The organism is Marinobacter sp. S6332, assembly GCF_023016045.1.
Taxonomy (GTDB): Bacteria; Pseudomonadota; Gammaproteobacteria; order Pseudomonadales; family Oleiphilaceae; genus Marinobacter.
In genome coordinates this window covers 104335-125331 of record NZ_JALKAP010000011.1, presented here as the reverse complement: position 1 = coordinate 125331, position 20997 = coordinate 104335, and the positions used below count along the sequence as shown (strand labels likewise).

Annotated in this window: 20 protein-coding genes, 1 tRNA gene and 1 pseudogene; 18 read left to right on the top strand and 4 right to left on the bottom strand. The window is 54.4% G+C overall.

All coding sequences use genetic code 11. The annotated features are described in order from the left end of the window. Nucleotides 1–40: 40 nt before the first annotated feature. Genes panB through pgi form a run of 3 tightly spaced genes read left to right on the top strand, consistent with a single transcriptional unit; the run spans nucleotide 41 to nucleotide 3374 of the window. Nucleotides 41–835, top strand: a complete 795-nt coding sequence (gene panB / locus MWU62_RS15260; RefSeq protein ID WP_247115695.1) for a 3-methyl-2-oxobutanoate hydroxymethyltransferase — start codon at nucleotides 41–43, stop codon at nucleotides 833–835. Continuing rightward, complete coding sequence (gene panC / locus MWU62_RS15255) at nucleotides 832–1680, top strand: pantoate--beta-alanine ligase (protein ID WP_247115694.1); 849 nt, start codon at nucleotides 832–834, stop codon at nucleotides 1678–1680. Before panB ends, panC begins: the two co-directional genes overlap by 4 nt. A 32-nt stretch (nucleotides 1681–1712) precedes the next feature. Beyond that, nucleotides 1713–3374 carry a glucose-6-phosphate isomerase gene (pgi, locus tag MWU62_RS15250; protein ID WP_247115693.1) on the top strand — a complete coding sequence of 554 codons (1662 nt, stop codon included), beginning with the start codon at nucleotides 1713–1715 and terminating at the stop codon, nucleotides 3372–3374. Here pgi and folK read toward each other — a convergent pair. Both folK and MWU62_RS15240 read right to left on the bottom strand, forming a co-directional pair. Then, nucleotides 3357–3881 carry a 2-amino-4-hydroxy-6-hydroxymethyldihydropteridine diphosphokinase gene (folK, locus tag MWU62_RS15245; protein ID WP_247115692.1) on the bottom strand — a complete coding sequence of 175 codons (525 nt, stop codon included), beginning with the start codon at nucleotides 3879–3881 and terminating at the stop codon, nucleotides 3357–3359. The two genes, pgi and folK, sit on opposite strands and share 18 nt — an antisense overlap. Continuing rightward, nucleotides 3874–4296: a dihydroneopterin aldolase gene (locus tag MWU62_RS15240; protein ID WP_247115691.1), complete on the bottom strand. Its 423-nt coding sequence runs from the start codon at nucleotides 4294–4296 to the stop codon at nucleotides 3874–3876. Before MWU62_RS15240 ends, folK begins: the two co-directional genes overlap by 8 nt. Before the next feature lie 96 nt (nucleotides 4297–4392). Between MWU62_RS15240 and plsY the strand changes: the two genes are divergently transcribed. Next, entirely contained in the window at nucleotides 4393–4983 is a 591-nt protein-coding gene (gene plsY / locus MWU62_RS15235; protein ID WP_247115690.1) for a glycerol-3-phosphate 1-O-acyltransferase PlsY, read from the top strand. Nucleotides 4984–4998: 15 nt separating this feature from the next. Here plsY and tsaD read toward each other — a convergent pair whose 3' ends face one another. After that, nucleotides 4999–6057 carry a tRNA (adenosine(37)-N6)-threonylcarbamoyltransferase complex transferase subunit TsaD gene (tsaD, locus tag MWU62_RS15230; RefSeq protein WP_247115722.1) on the bottom strand — a complete coding sequence of 353 codons (1059 nt, stop codon included), beginning with the start codon at nucleotides 6055–6057 and terminating at the stop codon, nucleotides 4999–5001. Nucleotides 6058–6306: 249 nt separating this feature from the next. Here tsaD and rpsU point away from each other — a divergent pair, with 249 nt between their 5' ends. The 4 genes from rpsU (at nucleotide 6307) to MWU62_RS15210 (ending at nucleotide 10536) form a co-directional block, all read left to right on the top strand. After that, nucleotides 6307–6522, top strand: coding sequence for a 30S ribosomal protein S21 (gene rpsU / locus MWU62_RS15225; RefSeq protein ID WP_072794797.1), 216 nt, complete (start codon nucleotides 6307–6309; stop codon nucleotides 6520–6522). Nucleotides 6523–6672: 150 nt separating this feature from the next. Further along, entirely contained in the window at nucleotides 6673–8409 is a 1737-nt protein-coding gene (dnaG, locus tag MWU62_RS15220; RefSeq protein ID WP_247115689.1) for a DNA primase, read from the top strand. A gap of 108 nt (nucleotides 8410–8517) precedes the next feature. Continuing rightward, nucleotides 8518–10365, top strand: a complete 1848-nt coding sequence (gene rpoD / locus MWU62_RS15215) for an RNA polymerase sigma factor RpoD (RefSeq protein WP_247115688.1) — start codon at nucleotides 8518–8520, stop codon at nucleotides 10363–10365. A gap of 94 nt (nucleotides 10366–10459) precedes the next feature. Further along, nucleotides 10460–10536: transfer RNA gene (locus MWU62_RS15210), tRNA-Ile, on the top strand. Nucleotides 10537–10733: 197 nt separating this feature from the next. On the opposite strand, the pseudogene MWU62_RS15205 reads toward MWU62_RS15210, so the two are convergent. Beyond that, a pseudogene (locus MWU62_RS15205) lies at nucleotides 10734–11189 on the bottom strand (LysR substrate-binding domain-containing protein); the annotation flags it as partial. A gap of 203 nt (nucleotides 11190–11392) precedes the next feature. On the opposite strand from MWU62_RS15205, the gene msuE reads away from it, so the two are divergent. The 10 genes from msuE (at nucleotide 11393) to MWU62_RS15155 (ending at nucleotide 20850) form a co-directional block, all read left to right on the top strand. Further along, a complete protein-coding gene (gene msuE, locus MWU62_RS15200) occupies nucleotides 11393–11974 on the top strand; it encodes an FMN reductase (protein WP_247115721.1) in 582 nt (193 codons plus the stop codon). 45 nt (nucleotides 11975–12019) lie between these two features. Beyond that, nucleotides 12020–13000 (top strand): DUF1852 domain-containing protein, encoded by a 981-nt coding sequence (locus MWU62_RS15195; protein WP_247115687.1) that lies wholly within the window; start codon nucleotides 12020–12022, stop codon nucleotides 12998–13000. Between the two features lie 33 nt (nucleotides 13001–13033). Beyond that, a complete protein-coding gene (locus MWU62_RS15190) occupies nucleotides 13034–14059 on the top strand; it encodes a methionine synthase (protein WP_247115686.1) in 1026 nt (341 codons plus the stop codon). A 145-nt stretch (nucleotides 14060–14204) separates the two neighbouring features. Then, the gene (locus MWU62_RS15185; protein ID WP_247115720.1) at nucleotides 14205–15257 is read left to right on the top strand and encodes a bile acid:sodium symporter family protein; all 1053 of its coding nucleotides are present in this window, start codon (nucleotides 14205–14207) and stop codon (nucleotides 15255–15257) included. A 226-nt stretch (nucleotides 15258–15483) separates the two neighbouring features. Further along, a complete protein-coding gene (locus MWU62_RS15180; RefSeq protein WP_247115685.1) occupies nucleotides 15484–15636 on the top strand; it encodes a hypothetical protein in 153 nt (50 codons plus the stop codon). A 691-nt stretch (nucleotides 15637–16327) separates the two neighbouring features. After that, nucleotides 16328–16702, top strand: coding sequence for a DUF4398 domain-containing protein (locus MWU62_RS15175; protein ID WP_247115684.1), 375 nt, complete (start codon nucleotides 16328–16330; stop codon nucleotides 16700–16702). A 27-nt stretch (nucleotides 16703–16729) separates the two neighbouring features. Next, on the top strand, nucleotides 16730–17566 hold the full coding sequence (locus MWU62_RS15170; protein WP_247115683.1) for an OmpA family protein: 837 nt from the start codon (nucleotides 16730–16732) through the stop codon (nucleotides 17564–17566). Nucleotides 17567–17650: 84 nt separating this feature from the next. Next, complete coding sequence (locus MWU62_RS15165) at nucleotides 17651–17908, top strand: DUF465 domain-containing protein (RefSeq protein WP_247115682.1); 258 nt, start codon at nucleotides 17651–17653, stop codon at nucleotides 17906–17908. A gap of 169 nt (nucleotides 17909–18077) precedes the next feature. Continuing rightward, on the top strand, nucleotides 18078–20426 hold the full coding sequence (locus MWU62_RS15160) for a molybdopterin-dependent oxidoreductase (protein WP_247115681.1): 2349 nt from the start codon (nucleotides 18078–18080) through the stop codon (nucleotides 20424–20426). Continuing rightward, nucleotides 20395–20850: a DUF2489 domain-containing protein gene (locus MWU62_RS15155; RefSeq protein WP_247115680.1), complete on the top strand. Its 456-nt coding sequence runs from the start codon at nucleotides 20395–20397 to the stop codon at nucleotides 20848–20850. Before MWU62_RS15160 ends, MWU62_RS15155 begins: the two co-directional genes overlap by 32 nt. Nucleotides 20851–20997: the final 147 nt, after the last annotated feature.

The following is a 20997-nucleotide window of genomic DNA, read 5'->3' as shown; positions in this document are numbered from 1 at the left end:
GGCACGGTCTTGGCCCACCTACCCAAAAGGCAAGGATTTTATGGCTGTTACCATCAATACCCTGCGGGAATACAAGGAGAAGGGCGAAGCCTTCTCCGCCCTAACCTCTTATGATGCCACCTTTGCTCAGGTAGTCAGCGAAGCCGGGGTAGACGTTATTCTGATTGGCGACTCGCTGGGCATGGTGCTTCAGGGCCACGACAGCACCTTACCCGTTACCATGGATCAGATCGTGTACCACGTTAGCTGCGTAGCCAAAGGCAATCGTGGTTCGCTCATTATGGCCGATATGCCTTTCATGAGTTATGGCACCGTAGATGCCGCATTAGAGAATGCTGCAGAACTGATGCGTGCAGGCGCACACATGGTCAAACTGGAAGGCACAGACTGGATGAAAGACACCATCAGTGCACTAGCAGAGCGCGCTGTGCCCGTGTGTGCACATTTAGGCCTGACTCCCCAGTTCGTCAATAAGTTTGGTGGCTACAAGGTTCAGGGTCGCGACGAAAAATCGGCAGAACTGATGATCAATCACGCCTGCGAGTTGGTTGCGGCGGGCGCAGACATTATCTTGCTAGAATGCGTACCAGCGCCGCTGGCTGCCAGAATCACTCAAGCGGTCAAGGTTCCGGTTATCGGAATTGGCGCAGGCGCGGATACCGACGGTCAGATTCTGGTACTACACGACATGCTGGGTATTACCACCGGCCGCAAGCCGCGATTTGTGAAAAACTTTTTGGCAGAGACAAGCTCCATCCCGGAGGCTATCGCCGCCTACGCAAAAGCCGTAAGTGAGCGCACTTTCCCCGCCGAGGAGCATACGTTCAAGGCATGAGAACCATCCATTCGCTAAAAGAATTGCGCGCCATACTCCGCGGTTACCGCCAGCAGGAGAAAACCATTGGTTTGGTGCCCACTATGGGCAACCTTCACGAGGGGCACATTTCATTAGTTCGCAAAGCAGCTGAAGCGGCCGACATTGTGGTCACCAGTATTTTCGTAAACCCAATGCAATTTGGCGCCAACGAAGATCTTGACACCTACCCGCGCACACTGCTTGACGACCAAAACAAACTTGGTGAAGCGGGGAATACTCTGGTCTTTGCCCCTACGGCAGACGAAGTTTATCCGGACGGCCTTGCGCGCCACACCCGCGTCGTAGTACCGGAAGTCAGTGCCGGGCATTGCGGGGACAGCCGCCCGGGGCATTTTGAAGGTGTTGCAACGGTTGTTTCTGTTCTTTTCAACATGATTCAGCCGGACTTTGCGGTGTTCGGCGAAAAAGACTTCCAGCAACTGGCCGTGATTCGCAAAATGGTGCGCGATTTAATGATTCCGGTTGAGGTGATTGGTGCTGCAACCATTCGGGAAGAAGATGGCTTAGCTAAAAGCTCGCGCAACGGCTACCTATCCGAAGAAGAGCGCACAATCGCTCCGGTAATTTACCAGACGCTTCAAGCCACCGCCGCGAAAATTAGCGAAGGCCATAGCGACTTCCAAGTTCTGGCCAACGAAGCTGGCAACAGCCTGAGTGCTGCGGGGCTGCGCCTGGATTACTTCAATATAGCCAACAGCCTCACCTTGAAGCCCGCCACACCCGAGGACAGCGACATTACCCTGCTGGCTGCGGCATTCCTTGGTAACACTCGGCTCATTGATAATATTTCAATCACCCGCTGAAGCACTACGACCCATCAGGAAAGGACTCTCGGATGCCCTCGTCGCACTCAGGATTGACCGCTTCACCCGAATGGCAGGCTTTACTGGCTCACCGGGATAGCCTGCAAAACCGCCCCATGAAGGCGCTGTTTGCAGACGACCCGGACAGGGCCAACCGGTATTTTATCAATGGCGCGGGCCTGTCTCTGGATTTCTCCAGAAACAGGCTTACCGACGAAGTGCTCACGGCGCTGATGGATCTAGCTCGCAGCCGCAAGCTGGAAGAACGCAGATCAGCCCTTTTACGCGGCGACAAGGTAAATATTACCGAAAGCCGCCCCGCCCTGCACACCGCCCTGCGCAACCCCGGAACAGACTCTTTGGTGGTCGATGGCCAAAACGTGACAGCGGAAGTAAGTGCAACGCTGGCGAGTATGGAAGCCTTTGTTCGGGACGTGCTGGGCCAGACACGCACGGGATTTACGGGAAAAGCGTTTTCGGACGTCGTCAGTATTGGTATCGGTGGCTCGTTTCTCGGCCCAAAGCTGGTAACGGAAGCACTCCAGCCATATCGGGAATCCGGGCTCCGCTGCCATTATGTGGCCAATATTGACGGTACGGAAATCTGCGAAACTCTGGCAAAAATTGATCCTGAAACCACGCTCTTTTTGGTTCAATCCAAATCCTTTAGCACGCGCGAGACGTTGGAAAACAGCAAGGTCGCCCGAAAGTGGTTTATAGAGCATGGTGGGAATGATCAGGCTGTCGCCAGCCATTTTATGGCTGTGACCGCAAACAAGGCTGCGGCACAGAAATTTGGCATCGACCCCAACAACGTATTCCCAATGTGGGATTGGGTAGGTGGGCGCTATTCTCTTTGGTCTGCTATCGGGCTACCTGTGGCACTGACCATTGGTATGGATAACTTTCGGCGACTGCTCGCCGGTGCCCACGCTATGGACACTCACTTCTGTGAGACACCGCTGGAAAAAAACTTGCCCGTTGTCATGGCTATGCTAGGCATTTGGTACAGCAATTTTTGGGGCGCAGAAACGCACGCCATACTGCCTTACGACCACTACCTACGTAACCTGCCAGACCACTTGCAACAACTCGACATGGAAAGCAGCGGTAAGCGCGTGGATCAGCAGGGTAAGCCACTGGCATATCACTCAGGGCCGGTAATTTGGGGCGGAGTAGGCGCTAACGGTCAACACGCCTACCATCAACTTATCCATCAGGGAACACGACTGGTTCCAGCCGACTTCATCATACCGCTGCAAACCCACAACCCCGTTGCCACACATCACGCTGACTTGTTCGCCAACTGCTTGGGCCAGTCCCGCGCAATGATGATTGGTAAAACACTTGAAGAAGCCAAAGCGGAGCTGGCAAGCAGCGGCATGGCGGATGCAGATATAGACCGGTTGGCGCCACACAAGGTGATACCCGGAAACCAGCCCAGCAACACACTGATGATGAGAAAGGTAACTCCGGAAACCGTGGGGGCTCTGATTGCATTGTACGAACACCGCACCTATGTTCAGGGCGTAATTTGGGATCTGGATTCGTTCGACCAATGGGGAGTTGAACTGGGTAAAAAACTGGGCGAAAACATTCTGCCAAGATTGTTGAAGCCTAAAGACTCTGGCGAAACAAGTGACAGCGCTACCGACAACCTGATTGCACTGTTCCGCTCAGCAAACGGCCTCTGAAATCACCCTGCCCTGCCAGCTGAAGTTTACCGGCCAGAGCTTCTGATCAGTGTTGTACATCTGCCAGAGTTCACGGTAAGTCTTCCGGCAAACTGGATGTTTAACGGCCGGAGCAACATCCGCCAAAGGCCTCAACACAAACGCGTTTTTTAGAATTTCAGCCCTGGGCAACTCGACTCCGTCCAATCGGCCCACCGCTTCTCCATAGGTGAGAATGTCGAGATCCAGCGTTCTGGCGCTGAATTTAGGTGCCTCTTTTCTGCGGCCATTCTCGGCTTCTAACTGTTTAAAGTGCTGTGAAAGCTCACCTACAGACAGGTTAGTCTTTACCCCCACAACCAGATTCAAAAACGGTGAGCCGTCAAACCCTACGGCTTCACTCTCATACACTGGCGAAATATCCAATTCACCAAACCAACCTACCAGTGCGTCCAAAGCCGCAACCACATAACGCTCTCTATCAATATTGCTGCCAATGCTGATATAAACCGGAACTTGATCAGGCATTACCGGGCTCTCCTTTCAAAGCAGTCCTTTCGATGCAAACACCCACCGACCGGGCAGCGGGCACGGCCCCAGGCTTACGCAGTACCAGTCGAAGCCAGCCAACGCCAAATTCACGCTGCAGAACACCCGCCAGAACCTCTGCACCATGTTCTAGCAGCTTCGGCTTGAGTTCTTTCAGGCAGCGATCAACGCGCTCGCTGACCGATGCGTAATCGAGCGCATCTTTTACATCATCAGAGCCCCCCGGAATACGGTTGTCCCATGCCATCTCCAGGTCCACAACGAGCGATTGGGTTACTTCACGCTCCCAGTCGTAGACTCCCACCACGGTCTCTACGACCAATCCTTCGATCAATACGCTGTCTGCCAAGAAGGGCTCCCGGGGCATTTCCACGCTCTGCTGATTGAATAACATACAAACTGCGGCTACTGTAAACGCGCCAGCTCGCAAATTGAGGGCCGGCATTTTCGCACACATCACCCTGACACGTCTTCGTCTCTGAGACTGCAAATGCCCCTGAGTGACCCGGTAACAACTGTTTTACTGTGCGCGGCGGCCTATCTTGGCGGCTCAGTGTTGTTTGCACTGCCCGTCTGCAAACTTTGGGGGCTACCGGACCCCCGGGCGCAAGGTTCGGGAAACCCCGGCGCAACCAATGTTTACCGCACCGGCGGCTGGCGACCAGCTGCCATGACTCTGGCTTTGGATGCTGCAAAAGGCTGGCTACCCGTTTGGCTCGCGTACAGCGCTGGGCTATCCGTTTTGGCGCAAGCTATGGTTGCGCTATTCGCTGTTACCGGGCATATGGTCCCTGCCTTCTACCGATTCAAAGGCGGCAAAGGGGTCGCAACCGCTCTGGGAGCCGGTTTTGCACTAGCCCCCATTACCACAGCTGTCATGGCCGCTATTTGGTTGTTGATTTTATGGCGCTGGCGCATCTCTGCTCTGGCCTCAGTAGTCGCGGTTGTAAGCGGGCCATTGATCAGCGCGTTCATCGAACCAGAAAACCTTCCTTTGTTCGGCTTACTCGCGCTTTTGGTGGTTGTGCGACACCGCAACAATCTCATACGACTGGCCCAAGGGCGGGAAATCGGTCTCTAGCGTCCCGGGGCCAACTCAATCAACAAGCCCAGTTGAGCGAGCCTCATCTAGTGCTGGCAATGTATTCATCGGCCATCTGGGCACAGCTACAATTCGATCTCCATCACGCTGCCCTGCCTTTAAGCGCTGGGCACCCGCATAGGCGATCATTGCCCCGTTATCGGTGCAGAATTCAGGGCGCGCGTAGAATACATGGGCGCGTAACTTTGCTGCCATCTTTTCCAAGCCTGCCCGCAACCGTTTGTTGGCACTCACCCCGCCAGCAATCACAAGCCGGTCACAGCTTGTTTGCTCTAGGGCCCGTCGACACTTAATCACCAGAGTCTCGACGGCTGCCGTCTCAAACGCCAGAGCAATATCGGCGCGAACCTGATCGCTCAGCCCCTCCACAGATTTTTTTTCCGCATTGACCGTATTAAGAGTGAAGGTTTTAAGGCCACTGAAACTGAAGTCCAAACCCGGCCGATCCGTCATTGGGCGAGGAAAGCGGTAACGGCCGGCGGTACCTTTTTCAGCCAACGCAGCCACCCGTGGGCCGCCGGGGTAGTCTAAACCCAACATTTTGGCGGTTTTATCGAAGGCTTCACCTGCTGCGTCATCTACAGACTCACCAAGCATTTGATATTGCCCAATGCCGTCCACCCGCACCAACTGGGTATGCCCGCCCGAAACGAGCAGAGCAACAAACGGAAAAGCTGGCGGATTGTCTTCCAGCATGGGTGCCAGCAAGTGACCTTCCATGTGATGCACCCCTAGCACTGGTATGCCTAGAGCAAACCCCAGCGCGTGGGCAACCGAACCTCCCACCATAAGCGCCCCAATCAAGCCCGGCCCGGCGGTGTAGGCAACGCCATCAACATCTTCGCGGGTAAGTTTCGCCCCAGCTAACACCTGATCACACAAAGGCAAAAGTTTACGAACGTGATCGCGGGATGCTAGCTCGGGCACTACTCCGCCGTAGTCGGCATGCATATCGATCTGACTGAACAGCGCGTGGCTAAGCAGGCCCTTTTCGGTGTCGTAAAGCGCGACGCCGGTCTCATCACAGGAAGTCTCAATACCCAGAATCAGCATATAATCTGGCCACATCGGTTGGCGTGAATGAATAAACGGGGCGCATTTTAGCAGAAACCCGAAACTCACAGGCAGTTTCATCGAACAAACATTGACCTTGCCACGATCCAAGCGCTATCATTGCCGCCCTAAATTACGAACTGGTCGAGTTTTAGCCAATCTGACCAGTGATCGAGAGAATCGAGCCAGTCTGGCAACGCCAGATGCGCATCTAAATGAAACCGAATCTATCAGGTAGGTGATTGTCGAATGCCAGCTGTTAAAGTGAAAGAGAATGAACCGTTTGACGTAGCACTGCGTCGCTTCAAGCGTTCTTGCGAGAAAGCCGGTGTACTTTCAGAAGTACGCCGTCGTGAGCACTATGAAAAGCCGACTTCCGTTCGCAAGCGTAAAGCAGCCGCTGCCGTTAAGCGTCATCTCAAGAAGCTTCAGCGGGAACAGCGCAAGTTCGAGCGTCTGTACTGAGTTACCGCAGACGCCGCTTGACTGCAAAGCACTGATTGCCTGTTCAGCCGCAGGCTGCACAGAGCGACCAAAAAATGCCGCCGGGGCCTGGCTTCGGCGGCATTTTTGGCTATTGGCCCTTGTGTGTAACGGGCCTGATGTGGAGCCATTATGAGCGGACTGATCCCCCAACGCTTTGTTGAAGACCTGCTCGACCGGGTAGATCTGGCAGAGTTGGTCGGCTCGCGCATCACACTCAAGAAAGCCGGTGCCAACTATAAGGCATGCTGTCCGTTTCATGATGAAAAAACGCCGTCATTCAATGTAAGGCCAGATAAAGGCTTCTACCATTGTTTTGGATGTGGCGCCCACGGCGACGCCATCAGTTTTATACGTGAATTCGAAGGTCTGGGCTTTACCGATGCCGTTGAAGAACTGGCACGCAGAGCCGGGCTTGAAGTGCCCTATGATCAGGCCGCCAAGCAGGAAATCCAGCAGGCGCGAACGCTAACCGACGCGCTGGACTTTGCCAGCCGCTTTTACCATTCAGCGCTTCACGGCCCACAAGGCAACTTTGCACGCGATTATTTAAAGCAGCGCGGGTTAGACATCAGCATTATTCAGCAGTATCAGGTGGGTTATGCGCCAACCGCGGGAACTGCACTGTTTGATGCCGCAAGCAAAGATCTGCAGGGACCGCTGATCGAAACCGGCACAGTGTCTGACAAGTACGGCAGACCGCGGGACCTTTTTCGCAACCGGGTCATGTTTCCTATCCGCAACAGCCGGGGCAAAACCATCGCCTTTGGCGGACGGACGCTCGGCGATGACAAGGCAAAATACATCAACTCCCCCGAGTCTGATGTATTTCACAAAAGCCGGGAAATATACGGCCTGTTCGAAGCAAAACAGGCGCTCAAGCAGCTCGACAAGCTGCTTGTGGTAGAAGGCTACATGGATGTGATTGCGCTAGCCCAGCATGGCATCCATTTCGCCGTTGCGACTTTGGGCACAGCAACAAATCAGGATAGCCTCACTGCTTTATTGAGGCAGGTTAGACATATCGTCTTTTGCTTTGATGGCGATCAGGCCGGATTCAGAGCCGCGGACCGAGCCATGGATAACGCCCTGGAACTTATGGCAGACGGGCTGCACTTGCAGTTTTTGATGCTACCGGAAGGCGAAGACCCAGACACGCTGATACGTAAAGAAGGTGCAGAAGCTTTTCAGAAGCGTATCGAGGGCGCGACTCCCTTCTCCCGGTACTTGTTTGACCGTCAGAGCGAAGGTTTGGATCTGCAACTGCCGGAGAACCGGGGCGAACTAAGAGCCAGAGCTGAACCGCTTTTGAACAAAATGCCCAGAAGCACCCTCCGGGATGCCATGTGGCATGAAATGCTCCGCCTTTGTGGGGGCCGAAACCAATGGCAAGGCCGCAAGCCACAGCAATGGGGAAACTGGAAAGGCGAACGCCGGGATCGCGTTACGGAAGAACGCATTGACGTAAAACTGAGCAAAGACAGCATTTTGTGCCTCGCACTTCTGGAAGCACCCGATCTGGCCAGTGAAGTCACCGAGCTTGCCAGCGGCTCCCGGCAGTACAATCAGGCCAAGGCCTTTGCCAAGTTTATTCTGGAGCGGGAAATTCGTTACCGGAAATCACTTATAACCGCGTTGGCGCTGGACAGTCAGGCACGTGAAGAATTCTACAATCTATTCGACGGTATAGAACACATACCGTCACGGGAAAGCACTCTGACCGCAGCTCGAGAGTTGCTAAACCCGAACGAGGAAGCAGCAAGACAACAAAAACTGGCTACACTTTTACGCAACTTCGCAAACCTTACCGCCGAGGAACGGCAAGAGCTGCGAGAGCTGAGCGGGGGAACTCCCGAGAACAGCACTTGAAACTTGGCGCATTGATCACCATCTAACCATTCGGTGGCAGTGCATTAGAGCGACAGCTATAATGGCTGTTTCATTTTTTATTTATTTAAGCGAGTTCACAGGGTGTCTATGTCAGGCAATTCGCAGAAATCAAGATTGAAAGACCTCATCGCACGAGGCAAGGAACAAGGCTACCTGACTTACGCCGAGGTAAACGACCACCTCCCGGAAGACATTGCCGACCCGGATCAGGTCGAAGACATCATTCGCATGATCAACGACATGGGCATTCAGGTATCCGAGGTAGCACCGGATGCCGATACTCTGCTGATGACCGATGGCGATTCCACTGCTGACGAAGCCGCTGCCGCTGAAGCTGCCGCCGCTCTTGCCGCTGTTGAATCTGATGCTGGCCGCACCACAGACCCGGTTCGCATGTACATGCGCGAAATGGGTACCGTTGAGCTGCTGACCCGTGAAGGCGAGATCGTTATTGCCAAGCGCATCGAAGAAGGCATTCGCGATGTTATGGCAGCGGTTGCCCACTTCCCGGGTACTGTTGGCACCGTTATTCAAGCCTACGACCGCATCATTGAAAACGAAGGTCGTATCACCGACATCATCACCGGTTTTCTGGACCCAGACGGTGCAGAGCCGTTTATGCCGGAACCTCCTCCGAAGCCTGAAACCTCAGACGAAGACCAGTCTGACGAGGATGCAGACGACGATGAAGAGGAAGAAGAACCAGAGAGCGGGCCAGATCCGGAAGAAACGCGCTTGCGTTTTGAGCTGCTCCGGGAAAAGCTCGATGAAGCCGAAAAGCTTCTGGCCAAGCATGGCCGTGCAGATAAGAAAACTCAGGTTGCATTGAACGATTTGGGGCAGATTTTCGCGCCCTTCAAACTTGGCAACAAAGCGTTTGATGAACTCGTCAACGTAGTTCGCTCTACCAACGATCTGATTCGCGAGAACGAGCGCGCAATTCTCAAGATCTGTGTTCGCGAATGCAAAATGCCACGAAAGGATTTCATCAAATCATTCCCTGGCAATGAAGCCAATCTGGAATGGGGCGAAAAAATTGCCAAAAGCAAAAAGCCTTACGCTGCTGCCATTAACGAGCGCATGGATGAGATAGTCCGCCTCCAGAAGCGCATCATGAATGTGCAGACTGAAGTGGATCTAGACGTTGTAGATATCAAAGAAATTAACCGCCGGGTCTCAATTGGCGAAGCAAGAGCCCGCCGCGCCAAGAAAGAAATGGTTGAGGCTAACCTGCGACTGGTTATTTCTATCGCGAAGAAGTACACCAACCGCGGCCTACAGTTCCTCGACCTAATTCAGGAAGGCAACATCGGCCTGATGAAAGCCGTTGATAAGTTTGAGTACCGTCGTGGATACAAGTTCTCTACCTACGCCACTTGGTGGATTCGTCAGGCCATCACCCGCTCTATTGCGGATCAGGCACGCACCATTCGTATTCCGGTGCACATGATTGAAACCATCAACAAGCTCAACCGGATTTCCCGCCAGATGCTGCAGGAAATGGGCCGCGAGCCCACCCCGGAAGAGTTGGGTGAGCGCATGGAGATGCCGGAAGACAAAATTCGTAAAGTGCTGAAGATCGCGAAAGAGCCGATCTCCATGGAGACGCCGATTGGTGACGATGAAGACAGCCATCTGGGCGACTTCATTGAAGATATTCAAGCGCTCTCGCCTGTGGACTCGGCAACGGCAGAAGGCCTTCGCGAAGCCACACGCTCCGTGCTTTCCGGCCTCACTGCTCGCGAATCCAAGGTGCTTCGTATGCGCTTCGGCATCGAGATGAACACGGACCACACTCTGGAAGAAGTCGGCAAACAGTTCGACGTAACCCGTGAGCGTATCCGTCAAATCGAAGCAAAAGCACTGCGTAAACTGCGTCATCCTTCCCGATCCGACCATTTGCGCGGCTTTATTGACGATCAAGGCAACGGATAAGCATCACAACAGTAGCGGGCGCCGCACCTCCCCGGTATAATGGCGCCCGCTTTGTTCCCTCAGGGGAACATTTTCCAGACAGCGTTCGCTGAATGGGCCTATAGCTCAGTTGGTTAGAGCAGAGGACTCATAATCCTTTGGTCCCTGGTTCGAGTCCAGGTGGGCCCACCATTACTTGAAAAACTCTTTAACTCCTGTTCTTAACTTCATATCTGGCCCTCTCGACCGGATTATGATGACATTACCCCTAGTCTTGGCCACCGCTCTTAAACAAAAGCGAACATTCGTAGCACCTCAGATCCGTGGCTTTTTCTGCCACAGTTGAGTGCTTGGTCGTATCTCAAGAATCTGGCAATCGATCAGATGGACTAACTGTTCCAGCTCTGGACGATCAATCGCGTGAACGCACCTGCCGTGCCGAACAGCTTGCCGATGGAGACTCCGTACTTGGACCACATCGATGCGCAGGTGCTGACGCCGCAAAAGGCGGCATAACGCGCAAGCACTGCGACGCCCTCAGCGCCCGGCACGCCACGGCCGCTGGCCACCATTTGCACCATGATGTCGGTGGTTTCAATGGCTTTGTGGCGCTTGGCCACGACGAGCACCTGCTCGTAGTCAAACACTGGCTCGAACTTCAGGTCTGGCTTGAACAGCGGATCAGGTGGTACCAGCAGATCGATCTCGTAGCCAAACAGGGCGCTAATGCCATCGAACTGGAATTCCTGTTTCACGTCCACCTCCACGTCCGGCCAAGCCGTGAGGTAAGGCGAGACCACCTTGAGTAGCCACTAGTAGCAAGGGTGGCATTCCATACCGATGCGCTAAAGCAATCAATGATTCCTGTTCATGGGTTGGTGAATTAATACCATTTTACTTCATTGAATCAGGTCGGGAAAATGGCGCCCATCGTTTGTTTGCATGCATCGGAGCGGCTATGACACTGTCTAAAAATTCGAATTTCCCGGAGGCTGGGGGGATGGCTCGCCAAGCAGCGTCGCCCTGGTCGGCTGACCTGAACGCCAAAATGACACGTCCACTTCGCGTCGTGGCGGTTTCCGGCGGACTTCAAAGCCCCTCCAAATCGGCAGGTCTGGCCCAGCACCTGCTTGACTTAATTGCTGATCAGGTGTCGTGCTTCCCGCACTTGGTCGATTTGGGTTTGATAGCGCCACAGCTCACCGGCTCGGTCTGGCGCACTCAGGTACCTGCCTCTGTGGAACAGGCGTTGGCAGCGGCCGAGCAGGCCGATGTACTGGTCGTCGTCAGCCCGGTTTTCCGTGGTTCGTACACGGGCCTGTTCAAGCACTTCTTCGACCTCATTGAGCAAGAGGCCCTGATCGACACGCCGGTGTTGCTGGCCGCCAATGGCGGCAGCGAGCGCCACGCCCTGGTGATCGACCATCAACTGCGGCCGCTGTTCAGCTTTTTCCAGGCACGCACGTTGCCCCTGGGCGTCTACGCCACCGACAAGGATTTCGTGGATCGCCGCCTGAGCGACGAGGCCGTGAACGAGCGAGCCAGATTGGCGGTTCAACGGGCATTGCCCCTGTTGGAACTGACGCAACACAGCATTTCCTCCAACGCTGAACGCTCACTGGCGGTTTGAATCATCCATCGTCATTTATTCAGCTAATCCGTTTCGAGAATAGTCATGAACACAGATTTTACTTATAGCCTCAAGAGCATCCGTTTCGATGAGCACTATGTCCCGTCGGACAGTACCCGCCTGACGACTAATTTTGCCAACCTAGCACGTGGAGAGAGTCGGCAGAAAAACCTGCGCAGAACGCTGAAGATGATCGACAATCGTTTCAACGACCTGGCGCATTGGGACAACCCCACCGGTGATCGCTACGCCGTCGAGCTGGAGATCATCTCCGTCGAGCTGGATATTGGTGTGCAGACCGACGCGGCATTTCCCTCTTTCGAGATCTTGAAGACCTACATCGTCGATAAGAAGTTGAACCGTCGTATCGACGGCATCGTGGGCAATAACTTCTCGTCGTATGTGCGTGATTACGACTTCAGCGTCGTGCTACCCGAGCACAACGCCGACCGGGCCGAGTTCAGCCTCCCCGACAACTTTGGCGTCCTGCATGGCACGCTTTTCAAGCACTTCGTTAACTCCCGTGCCTACCAGGAACGCTTCAGCAAGCTTCCAGTCGTTTGTCTGAGCGTGTCGACCAGCAAAACCTACCGGCGCACGGTCAATCACCACCCCATCCTGGGCGTGGAGTACCAGCAAAACGAGCTGTCCTTGACCGATCAATACTTCGCGAAAATGGGGATGCAGGTTCGCTTCTTCATGCCGCCCAAGAGCGTGGCCCCCTTGGCCTTTTACTTCTTTGGCGACCTGCTGAGCGACTACACGGATCTCGAACTGATCGGCACCATCAGCACGATGGAGGCTTTCCAGCGCATCTACCGTCCCGAGATCTACAACGCCAACTCCGTGGCAGGGCAGGTTTATCACCCAAGCCTGAATCGTGACGATTGCTCGTTGACGCAGATCGTCTATGACCGGGCGGAGCGCAGCCAGTTGGCCGTCAAGCAGGGCAAATTTACGCAAGAGCAGTTCATCAAGCCGCACCAGCACATCCTTGAGCAATGGGCCGCCGAAGCCACGCATTGATCTGACCACTATTTACCTTATAAGGAATCCTCCATGTTTGAGACTTCCATCGTCGGCAGCCTGCCCAAGCCCGCCTGGCTGGCTGAAACCAACAAGCTCTGGCCCAAATGGGCGGCTGAAGGCGACGCACTCATCCAGGCCAAGGCCGACGCGACCCTGTTGTGGATCAAGGCCCAGGAAGACGCCGGTCTGGACATCGTTTGCGACGGCGAACAATCTCGGCAGCACTTCGTGCACGGTTTTCTGGAGCAGGTCGAGGGCATCGACTTCGACAATAAAGTGAAGATGGGCATCCGCGACAACCGCTACGACGCGATGGTGCCGCAGGTGGTATCAAAGCTGCGCATGAAGGGCCGCGTCCACGCCTTCGAGGCGCAACTGGCGCGCGCCCACACGAAGAAGAAACTCAAGTTCACCCTGCCGGGCCCGATGACCATCGTCGACACGGTGGCTGACCGCTTCTACGGGGACAAGGCCAAGCTGGCCTTTACTTTTGCCGAGTTGCTCAACCAGGAGGCGCTGGCGCTGCAGGCTGATGGCGTGGACGTCATCCAGTTCGACGAGCCCGCCTTCAATGTCTACATGAAGGATGCCGACGACTGGGGTGTGAAGGCGCTGGAGCGCGCGGCGCAGGGCCTGACCTGCAAGAGTGCGGTGCACATCTGCTATGGCTACGGGATCCAGGCCAACACTGACTGGAAGAGCACCTTAGGCGAAGAATGGCGTCAGTACGAACTGGTGTTTCCCGCGCTGGCCAAGAGCCGCATCGACCAGGTGAGCCTGGAGTGCATGCATTCGCATGTGCCACTTGAGCTACTCAAGTTGCTGGAGGGCAAGGACGTTCTGGTCGGCGTGATCGATGTGGCCAGCGATGTGGTCGAGACGCCAGCGGAAGTTGCTGACGCCATCGGCCAGGCCTTGCAGTTCGTGCCCAAAGAGCGACTGTTTCCCTGCACGAACTGCGGCATGGCGCCCATGCCGCGTGAGGTGGCGGAGCGCAAGCTGCAAGCTCTGGCCGAAGGCACGAAGCTGGCCAAGGAGCGCTTGGCATCGAGGTGAGCGCGGGCCCCGTCCGAGGGCCATCACGTGAATGTGAACGGTCGCGCCTGCACTGCGGGTGCGACCGTTCCATTTGATTGGATGACTTGATGAGATCGAGATGGTGAAGGTGTTGAAATCGTTGAAACAAATGGCAGGCGCACGCATGGCGAGCCGCAAGCACCAGAGCGGCGCAGCCGACTGGTTCTTGATCGGCATGGTGGGAGCGGTGGCGCTGGCCTCCATCGCCCCGGATCTGGGCCGCACAGGTGGTCTGCTGCGCCTGGACGTGGTGGGCAACATCGGCATCTTCCTGATCTTCTTCCTGCACGGCATGGGCCTGAGCACCGACAGCCTCAAGCATGGGGCATCGCGCTGGAAGCTGCACCTGATGGTGCAGCTCAGCACCTTTGCGCTCTTTCCGCTGTGGTGGCTGTTGCTCAATGCGCTGGTGGGCCGCTTCATACCGCATGACTTGCTGCTGGGCTTCTTCTACCTGGCGGTGCTGCCATCCACGGTGTCATCGTCTGTGGCGATGACAGCGCTGGCGCGCGGCAACGTGGCGGCGGCCGTGCTCAACGCCAGTTTGTCGACCTTGCTGGGCGTGGTGCTGACCCCGCTGCTGGCCAGCCTGATGTTCAGCGGTGCGGCCGACGGCCAAGCCATGGACGTGGGCGATACCATGCTCAGGGTGGCACAGATGCTGCTGCTGCCCTTCGTGCTGGGTCAGTTGTTGCGCCCGGTGGTGGGCGCGTGGTTCCAGAAGATCAAACCGTGGACGACCAAGGTCGACCGCACCGTGATCCTGCTGCTGGTGCTGAGCGCGTTCAGCGACTCGGTGGCCGATGGCTTTTGGAGCCAGCATGGCCTTAGCCTGATGGTGATGACGACCGTGGGCGTGTGCCTGTTCTTGTTCCCATTCCTGTGGCTGACCAAGCGCATCGCCAAGACCCTGAACTTTCCGGTTGAGGACGAGATCGTGGCCGTGTTCTGCGGCTCCAAGAAGACGCTAGCCTCGGGTGTGCCCATGGCCAAGCTGCTATTTGCAGGCAACCCCGCCATGGGCGTGCTGGTACTGCCCATCATGTTCTATCACCAGCTTCAGCTGTTCGTGTGCGCGGTGATGGCCAAGCGCTACGCGGAGCGAGGGGATGCGCTCACTCCGAGCCGATCTGATGAAAATACGGGCGACATTGATTGTCAGGGACAGCAGCCTTGATTTCCTGCAAATGATTTAATTTGTACACGCGCTATGGCGCCTGAGCCAGTAAGATGTTGCGTGAGTCGGGAGAAATTTAGCAGTTCATTGATCGAGCAGTTTTGCCTCTGCAACACGTCTGTAAACCAGCCCCGGCAGCACTTTTCCGCCGCCATAGACCCAGCGCCAAAGCTCCATTGCTGCGGTAGCCCAGACCTCGGCTTCCGCCTTGCTGATCGGCGTATGCGTGGAATCAAAGAGATGGCCGTACCCAAGAGGCCACCGCTGGTTAGCGATGCTGGAATCGGGGGAAGCGAAGTCCTTGAAGGAAATCAGTCAGGCGTTTTCGGGGAAAGTGCCAGATAACCAGAGTGGCACTCGGGAAGACAGCCAGCGTTGATCAGGTCTTTATTATCCTTGTCAAATTCAAACAATAACCGATCATCAAGAAGCGCCCCATTCGAAGCATTCTGCGCCTTCGATCGGAAATACTCTCGCCTTGGATTCCACACAGATCGGCAACCCCAAACGGAATGAACTAACGCCTACAGTTTGGCGTAGTAGTCAAAATCAACTCAATGCAAGCACTCTCCAGCGTCCGCATGCGAGGGCGTACACCAGTGTGGGAAATTCACTCTAGGATCAAAAGAGGCGGTTGCTAAGTGGATTGCGGCCATTTCATGATCTCAACCTCCGGCCGCAACATAGTGGCATGACCAATTCCATTAAATCATTAGTGTCCAACGCACCCCACGCGGCGGCTGACATGTATCTCCTTTTGTCATGCCTACTTTGTGACAGGTACTTCACCCCTAACATCCCCAAAATAAATTATTATTTTACAAATAGTTACGCCATCTTTTTGCAGACAAACCACACCTATACTAATGTCCATCAAGCTATGTTTATTGCGAACAAGTCATGGTTGATTTCCAGCATGCTGCTAAACTAGCAAGCAAGGTGCGTTTGGCGCCCTGCATTTTACGGTTCATCTCGCCGTTCAAAAGAATCCGTCAAATCTGATGGTAGGAAAGTTTCGCAAAAGGAACACTGTCCTGCCTTGCAGTTATTTCGCCGAAAGGAGATCGTGCATGATTAAGCATAAGTCGAAGTTATACACCGCCGGCATTGCCGGTATAGCGCTTACCTTGAGCGGCTGCGCCAGCCCCGGCAAGCCACCAACAGCAGAGCTTCAGTCGGCAGAGAACTCTCTTCAGCAGGCCGTTGCTGCAGATGCTCGTGAATTTGAGCCAATTCTGCTCAACGATGCCCAGAATAAAGTCGCCGATGCGAAAAAAATGATTGATCAGGAAAAGTACACACAGGCGGAAAGGCTGCTGGAGCAAGCCGAAGTAGATGCCCAACTGGCGGCTGCACGCGCGGACACAGCAAAAGCAAAACAGGCTGTAGAAGAGATCAATCGAAATATTGAGTCCATGCGCAAGCAAATCAATCAAAGCCAGTAATTGCCATATCTTAGGAAGGAGACTGTTATGAAAAAACGCAACATAACACTGGGCGTGGCTGTGGGCTTGTCTGTAATGATTTCAGGCTGTGCCTCAACGCCACCTGAAAATGCGATGGTAACTGAGGCCCGCGCATCCTACGCCAAGATTAAGAATGATCCCGATGTTGCTCGCAGCGGCAACCGCCAGCTCCGCAACGCCAGAGATGAATTGCAGCGGGCTGAGTATTTGCTGGAGGAAGGCAAAGACACTGTTCGTATTGAGCACGCAGCCTATCTTGCCAACCGCCATGCCGAAATTGCTAACGAGCAGGGGCAGCGTGCAAGGTTACAAAAGCAGATTGATTCGGCTGAAGAGCGCCGCCGTGTGTTAATGCTAGAGCAGCGCTCCAGCGAAGCCCAAAGAGCCCAAATGGAAGCCGAGCAGGCCCGCCGGGAAGCCGAAATGCTGCGCAAGCAAATGGAAGAACTACAAGCCGAACGCACAGATCGCGGCATGGTGCTGACGCTTGGCGATGTACTTTTCGATTTAAACAAAGCCGACCTAAAAGCGTCGGGAGAGCAAACCATTGCGCGCCTAACCCAGTTCATGAAGGAATATGAAGAGCGCAGAGTACGCGTAGAAGGTTATACCGACAGCACTGGTGACGAGTCGTACAACCAACAGCTGTCAGAGCGTCGGGCACAAGCGGTTCGTGATGAATTGGTAGCCCAAGGCATAGACCGTCGCCGGGTTGAAGTACGAGGCTTTGGCGAGCAGTACCCTGTTGCTAGTAACGACACCGACCTTGGCAGACAGCAAAACCGTCGCGTCGAAATCGTTATTTCAGACAAAGACGGCAATATCGAAACTCGTGGAAACTGAGCTAGGTCAGATACGCCTAAAGCAAATGCGCTAAGCTAGAAATTGGCTTGAAGCAAAACACCGAACAACTTGGAGCACGAACGAATGCCACTTGAAAAACACGATCTTGCGCACGACTTTCCAGAGTCTAAGGACGCCATTCATACTCTGAAGACAACCGATAATCACTTTGCGAAACTTTTCGAATCCTATCAAGACATCGATCACGAAGTGTATCGTATCGAACAAGGAGTTGAGACAACCTCCGATGAGTATCTGGAAGAGCAGAAAAAGAAGCGAATAAGCTTGAAAGATCAACTTTACAACATGATTCGTGACTATGAAGCGTCAATGGCAAGCTAAACCTGCCAAGCCCTCGCAAACCCTACAATACCTGTAGGGTTTGTGCCTTTTACTCCTCCGTTAACAGTTCTTGATTTTCCCTCCCCGTTTCCCACCATCGGTACTTTCCTGCTAATCTGGTTGCACAACGAAACCCAACTCCAATAACAAAAATCTCGGGAGAGCCCCCATGCAACACGGCACTCATTACCGCACTTGTCACCTATGCGAAGCTATGTGTGGCGTTGCCATTGAGGTAAAAGCAGGCAAGATTGTGTCTATCCGAGGGGATGATAACGACCCTTTGAGTCGGGGCCACATTTGCCCTAAGGCAGTAGCCCTGAAAGACCTGCACGAAGACCCAGAACGCTTACGCAAGCCGGTTCGCAAAACGCCTACAGGTTGGCAAGAGATTGAGTGGGATGAGGCGTTCGCGACTGTCGCCGAAAAGCTTCACAGTACCCGCTCAGCCCATGGCCGAAACAGTATCGGCGTATACCTTGGCAACCCGAATGCGCACAACCACAGTTCGTTAATCGCTACCATGCCGTTCCTTCGGGCCATTGGCTCCCAGAACCGCTTTTCGGCAACGTCTAACGACCAGCTTCCGCATATGCTTGCGAGTTTGGAGATGTTCGGTCATCAGGTTCTGTTCCCTATCCCGGATATCGATAACACAGAGTTGTTTATCTGCATTGGTGGCAACCCCATGGCCTCCAACGGCAGTTTGATGACTGTGCCGGATTTTCGCGGCAGGCTAAAAGCGCTGAGACAGCGCGGCGGCAAGATGATTGTGGTGGATCCACGGCGCACTGAAACCGCACAACTGGCCGAAGAGTTTCATTTTATCCGCCCGGGTACGGATGCATTCCTGTTAATGGCCATGGTGAACACCTTGTTTTCGGACGGTTTGGTTCACCCGGGGCCTGCAGAGCAGTTCATAAAAGATCTGGACCTACTACGTTTGGCCGCCCTGCCCTTCACCCCTGAGGCAGTCGCTGAAACTACCGGAATTGCCGCAGCCAGCATACGTGATCTGGCGCATCAGCTTGCCAACACGCCTAAAGCGGCGCTTTATACCCGCATGGGGACCAGTACCCAAACCTTCGGGAGTATTGCGACCTGGCTCGCTTATTGTTTAAACATTCTTACCGGAAAGCTCGATAGCGTTGGGGGTGTTATGTTCACTCAGCCCGCTATTGATCTTATTGCTCTGGGAGCCATGTCCGGACAGCGAGGGCACTTTGGCAAGCGGCACAGCCGGGTGAAAGGCTTGCCGGAGTTTGCCGGCGAATACCCTGCAAGCACTATGGCCGACGAAATCCTCACTCCGGGCGAGGGGCAAATTCGGGCGTTCGTAACCGTAGCGGGTAACCCGGTACTTTCAAGCCCCAATGGGCGGAGACTAGATGAAGCACTGAGCGGGCTGGATTTTATGGTTTCGGTGGATTACTACATTAACGAAACCACACGCCACGCGGATATTATTCTGCCCCCTACCGCTGCGCTTGAGCGCAGCCATTACGACATCGTGTTCAACATGCTGGCGGTTCGTAACGTATCCAAATACAGCGAGGCACTTTTTGATGCTGGCCCGGACAGCCGCCATGATTGGCAAATTCTGTTGGAACTTGCTCACCGATTGGAGAAACTGCGTAAAGGCAACAAGTTGCCCCTGCGTTCAGAGCTGAGCTGGCAGGCATTCAAACGAGTTGGCCCAGACTCGCTCGTTGATTTGCTTCTGCGCACTGGCCCCTATGGTGCAGATACCAGCCGGGTGCGCGGAATTCTGGAACCGGCCACAGGTTTGATCCTGGATTTTCTGCCCAAACATCACCCGTTGAAAGGGTTGGCTAAGTTGAGCTCTCTCAATCCACAGTGGAAGGCATTACCCAAAGGCCTTTCCCTCAAACGCTTGAAAGAAAACCCCAGCGGGGTTGACCTAGGCGCTTTGCGACCTGCATTGGCGAACCGCCTATTCACCCGGGATGGAAAAATCAACCTAGCCCCACGGCGCTATCTAAAAGATGTAGAGCGCCTGCACCAGCAACTCTCTGCGCCCGTTTCACCCGGCGAACTCTTACTAGTTGGCAGGCGCCATGTGCGCAGTAATAACTCCTGGATGCATAACAGCCGCAGGTTGGTTAAAGGCAAAGATCGCTGCACACTTTTGGTAAACCCGGATGATGCGAGCAGGTTGGGGCTTCAAGCCGGATGCGACGCAGAGATCCGTGCCGAGAATCGTTGTATTCTGTTGCCTGTAGAAATTACGAGCGACATGATGCCCGGCGTTGTTTCTATTCCCCACGGCTGGGGTCATGACCGCGACGGAACACAGCAAACCACGGCATCAGCCCACGCTGGCGCAAGTATTAACGATGTGTTGAGTGATCAGCATATCGATCCGGTAGCGGGTACATCCGTATTGAACGGACAGCCGGTAACTGTCAAAGTCTTGCACTCAAAACAGCCGTCCACATCCGCTCGAACCACACAGGGAGAACAGCATGCCTCAATGGCTACAGTGGAGCCTGATTAGTGCCGGTGCTATCGCCATCATTGCCTTGCTGGGCTTTATACGGCGGCAAATGACGATGTTGGCTGAAAACCGTAGGCGCCAGCAGAAGGCTGAGGCGTTTAAGGCGAAGCGGCGTCAAGATATGGTCGATAGCATTAAGGTTATCGCCATGGCGATAGAGGAAGACCAGGTCGAGTACTCCGAAGCTTGCTTGCGCATAAAGGGCTTGCTCGACCATGTTGCGCCTGAATTGATGGAGAAATCGCCCTTCCGTGTATTTATGGAGGTGCATGAAAAACTCCGCCATATGCCGACCCACCAAGCTCGGCAGGATACCGAAGTCCGTTTTGTAGAAAAGATGGACAAAGAGCGATTTGAAGTAGAAAAGCGCCACGCAGATGAAATTCGCCGCGCTGCAACGGCTTTACGAAACCACCGCTTTTAACTTTGTTTACATTTGTGTCATTTTGTAACACAAAAGAGCGACAACGTTTTTTTATTGCTTGGATATCATAAGTTTGCCTAGCCTAAAAAAATGACGGTGCAGTCAGCTTTTTGAGTAGCGAGACAAGGGCTTTTCTTTTCGCAGATT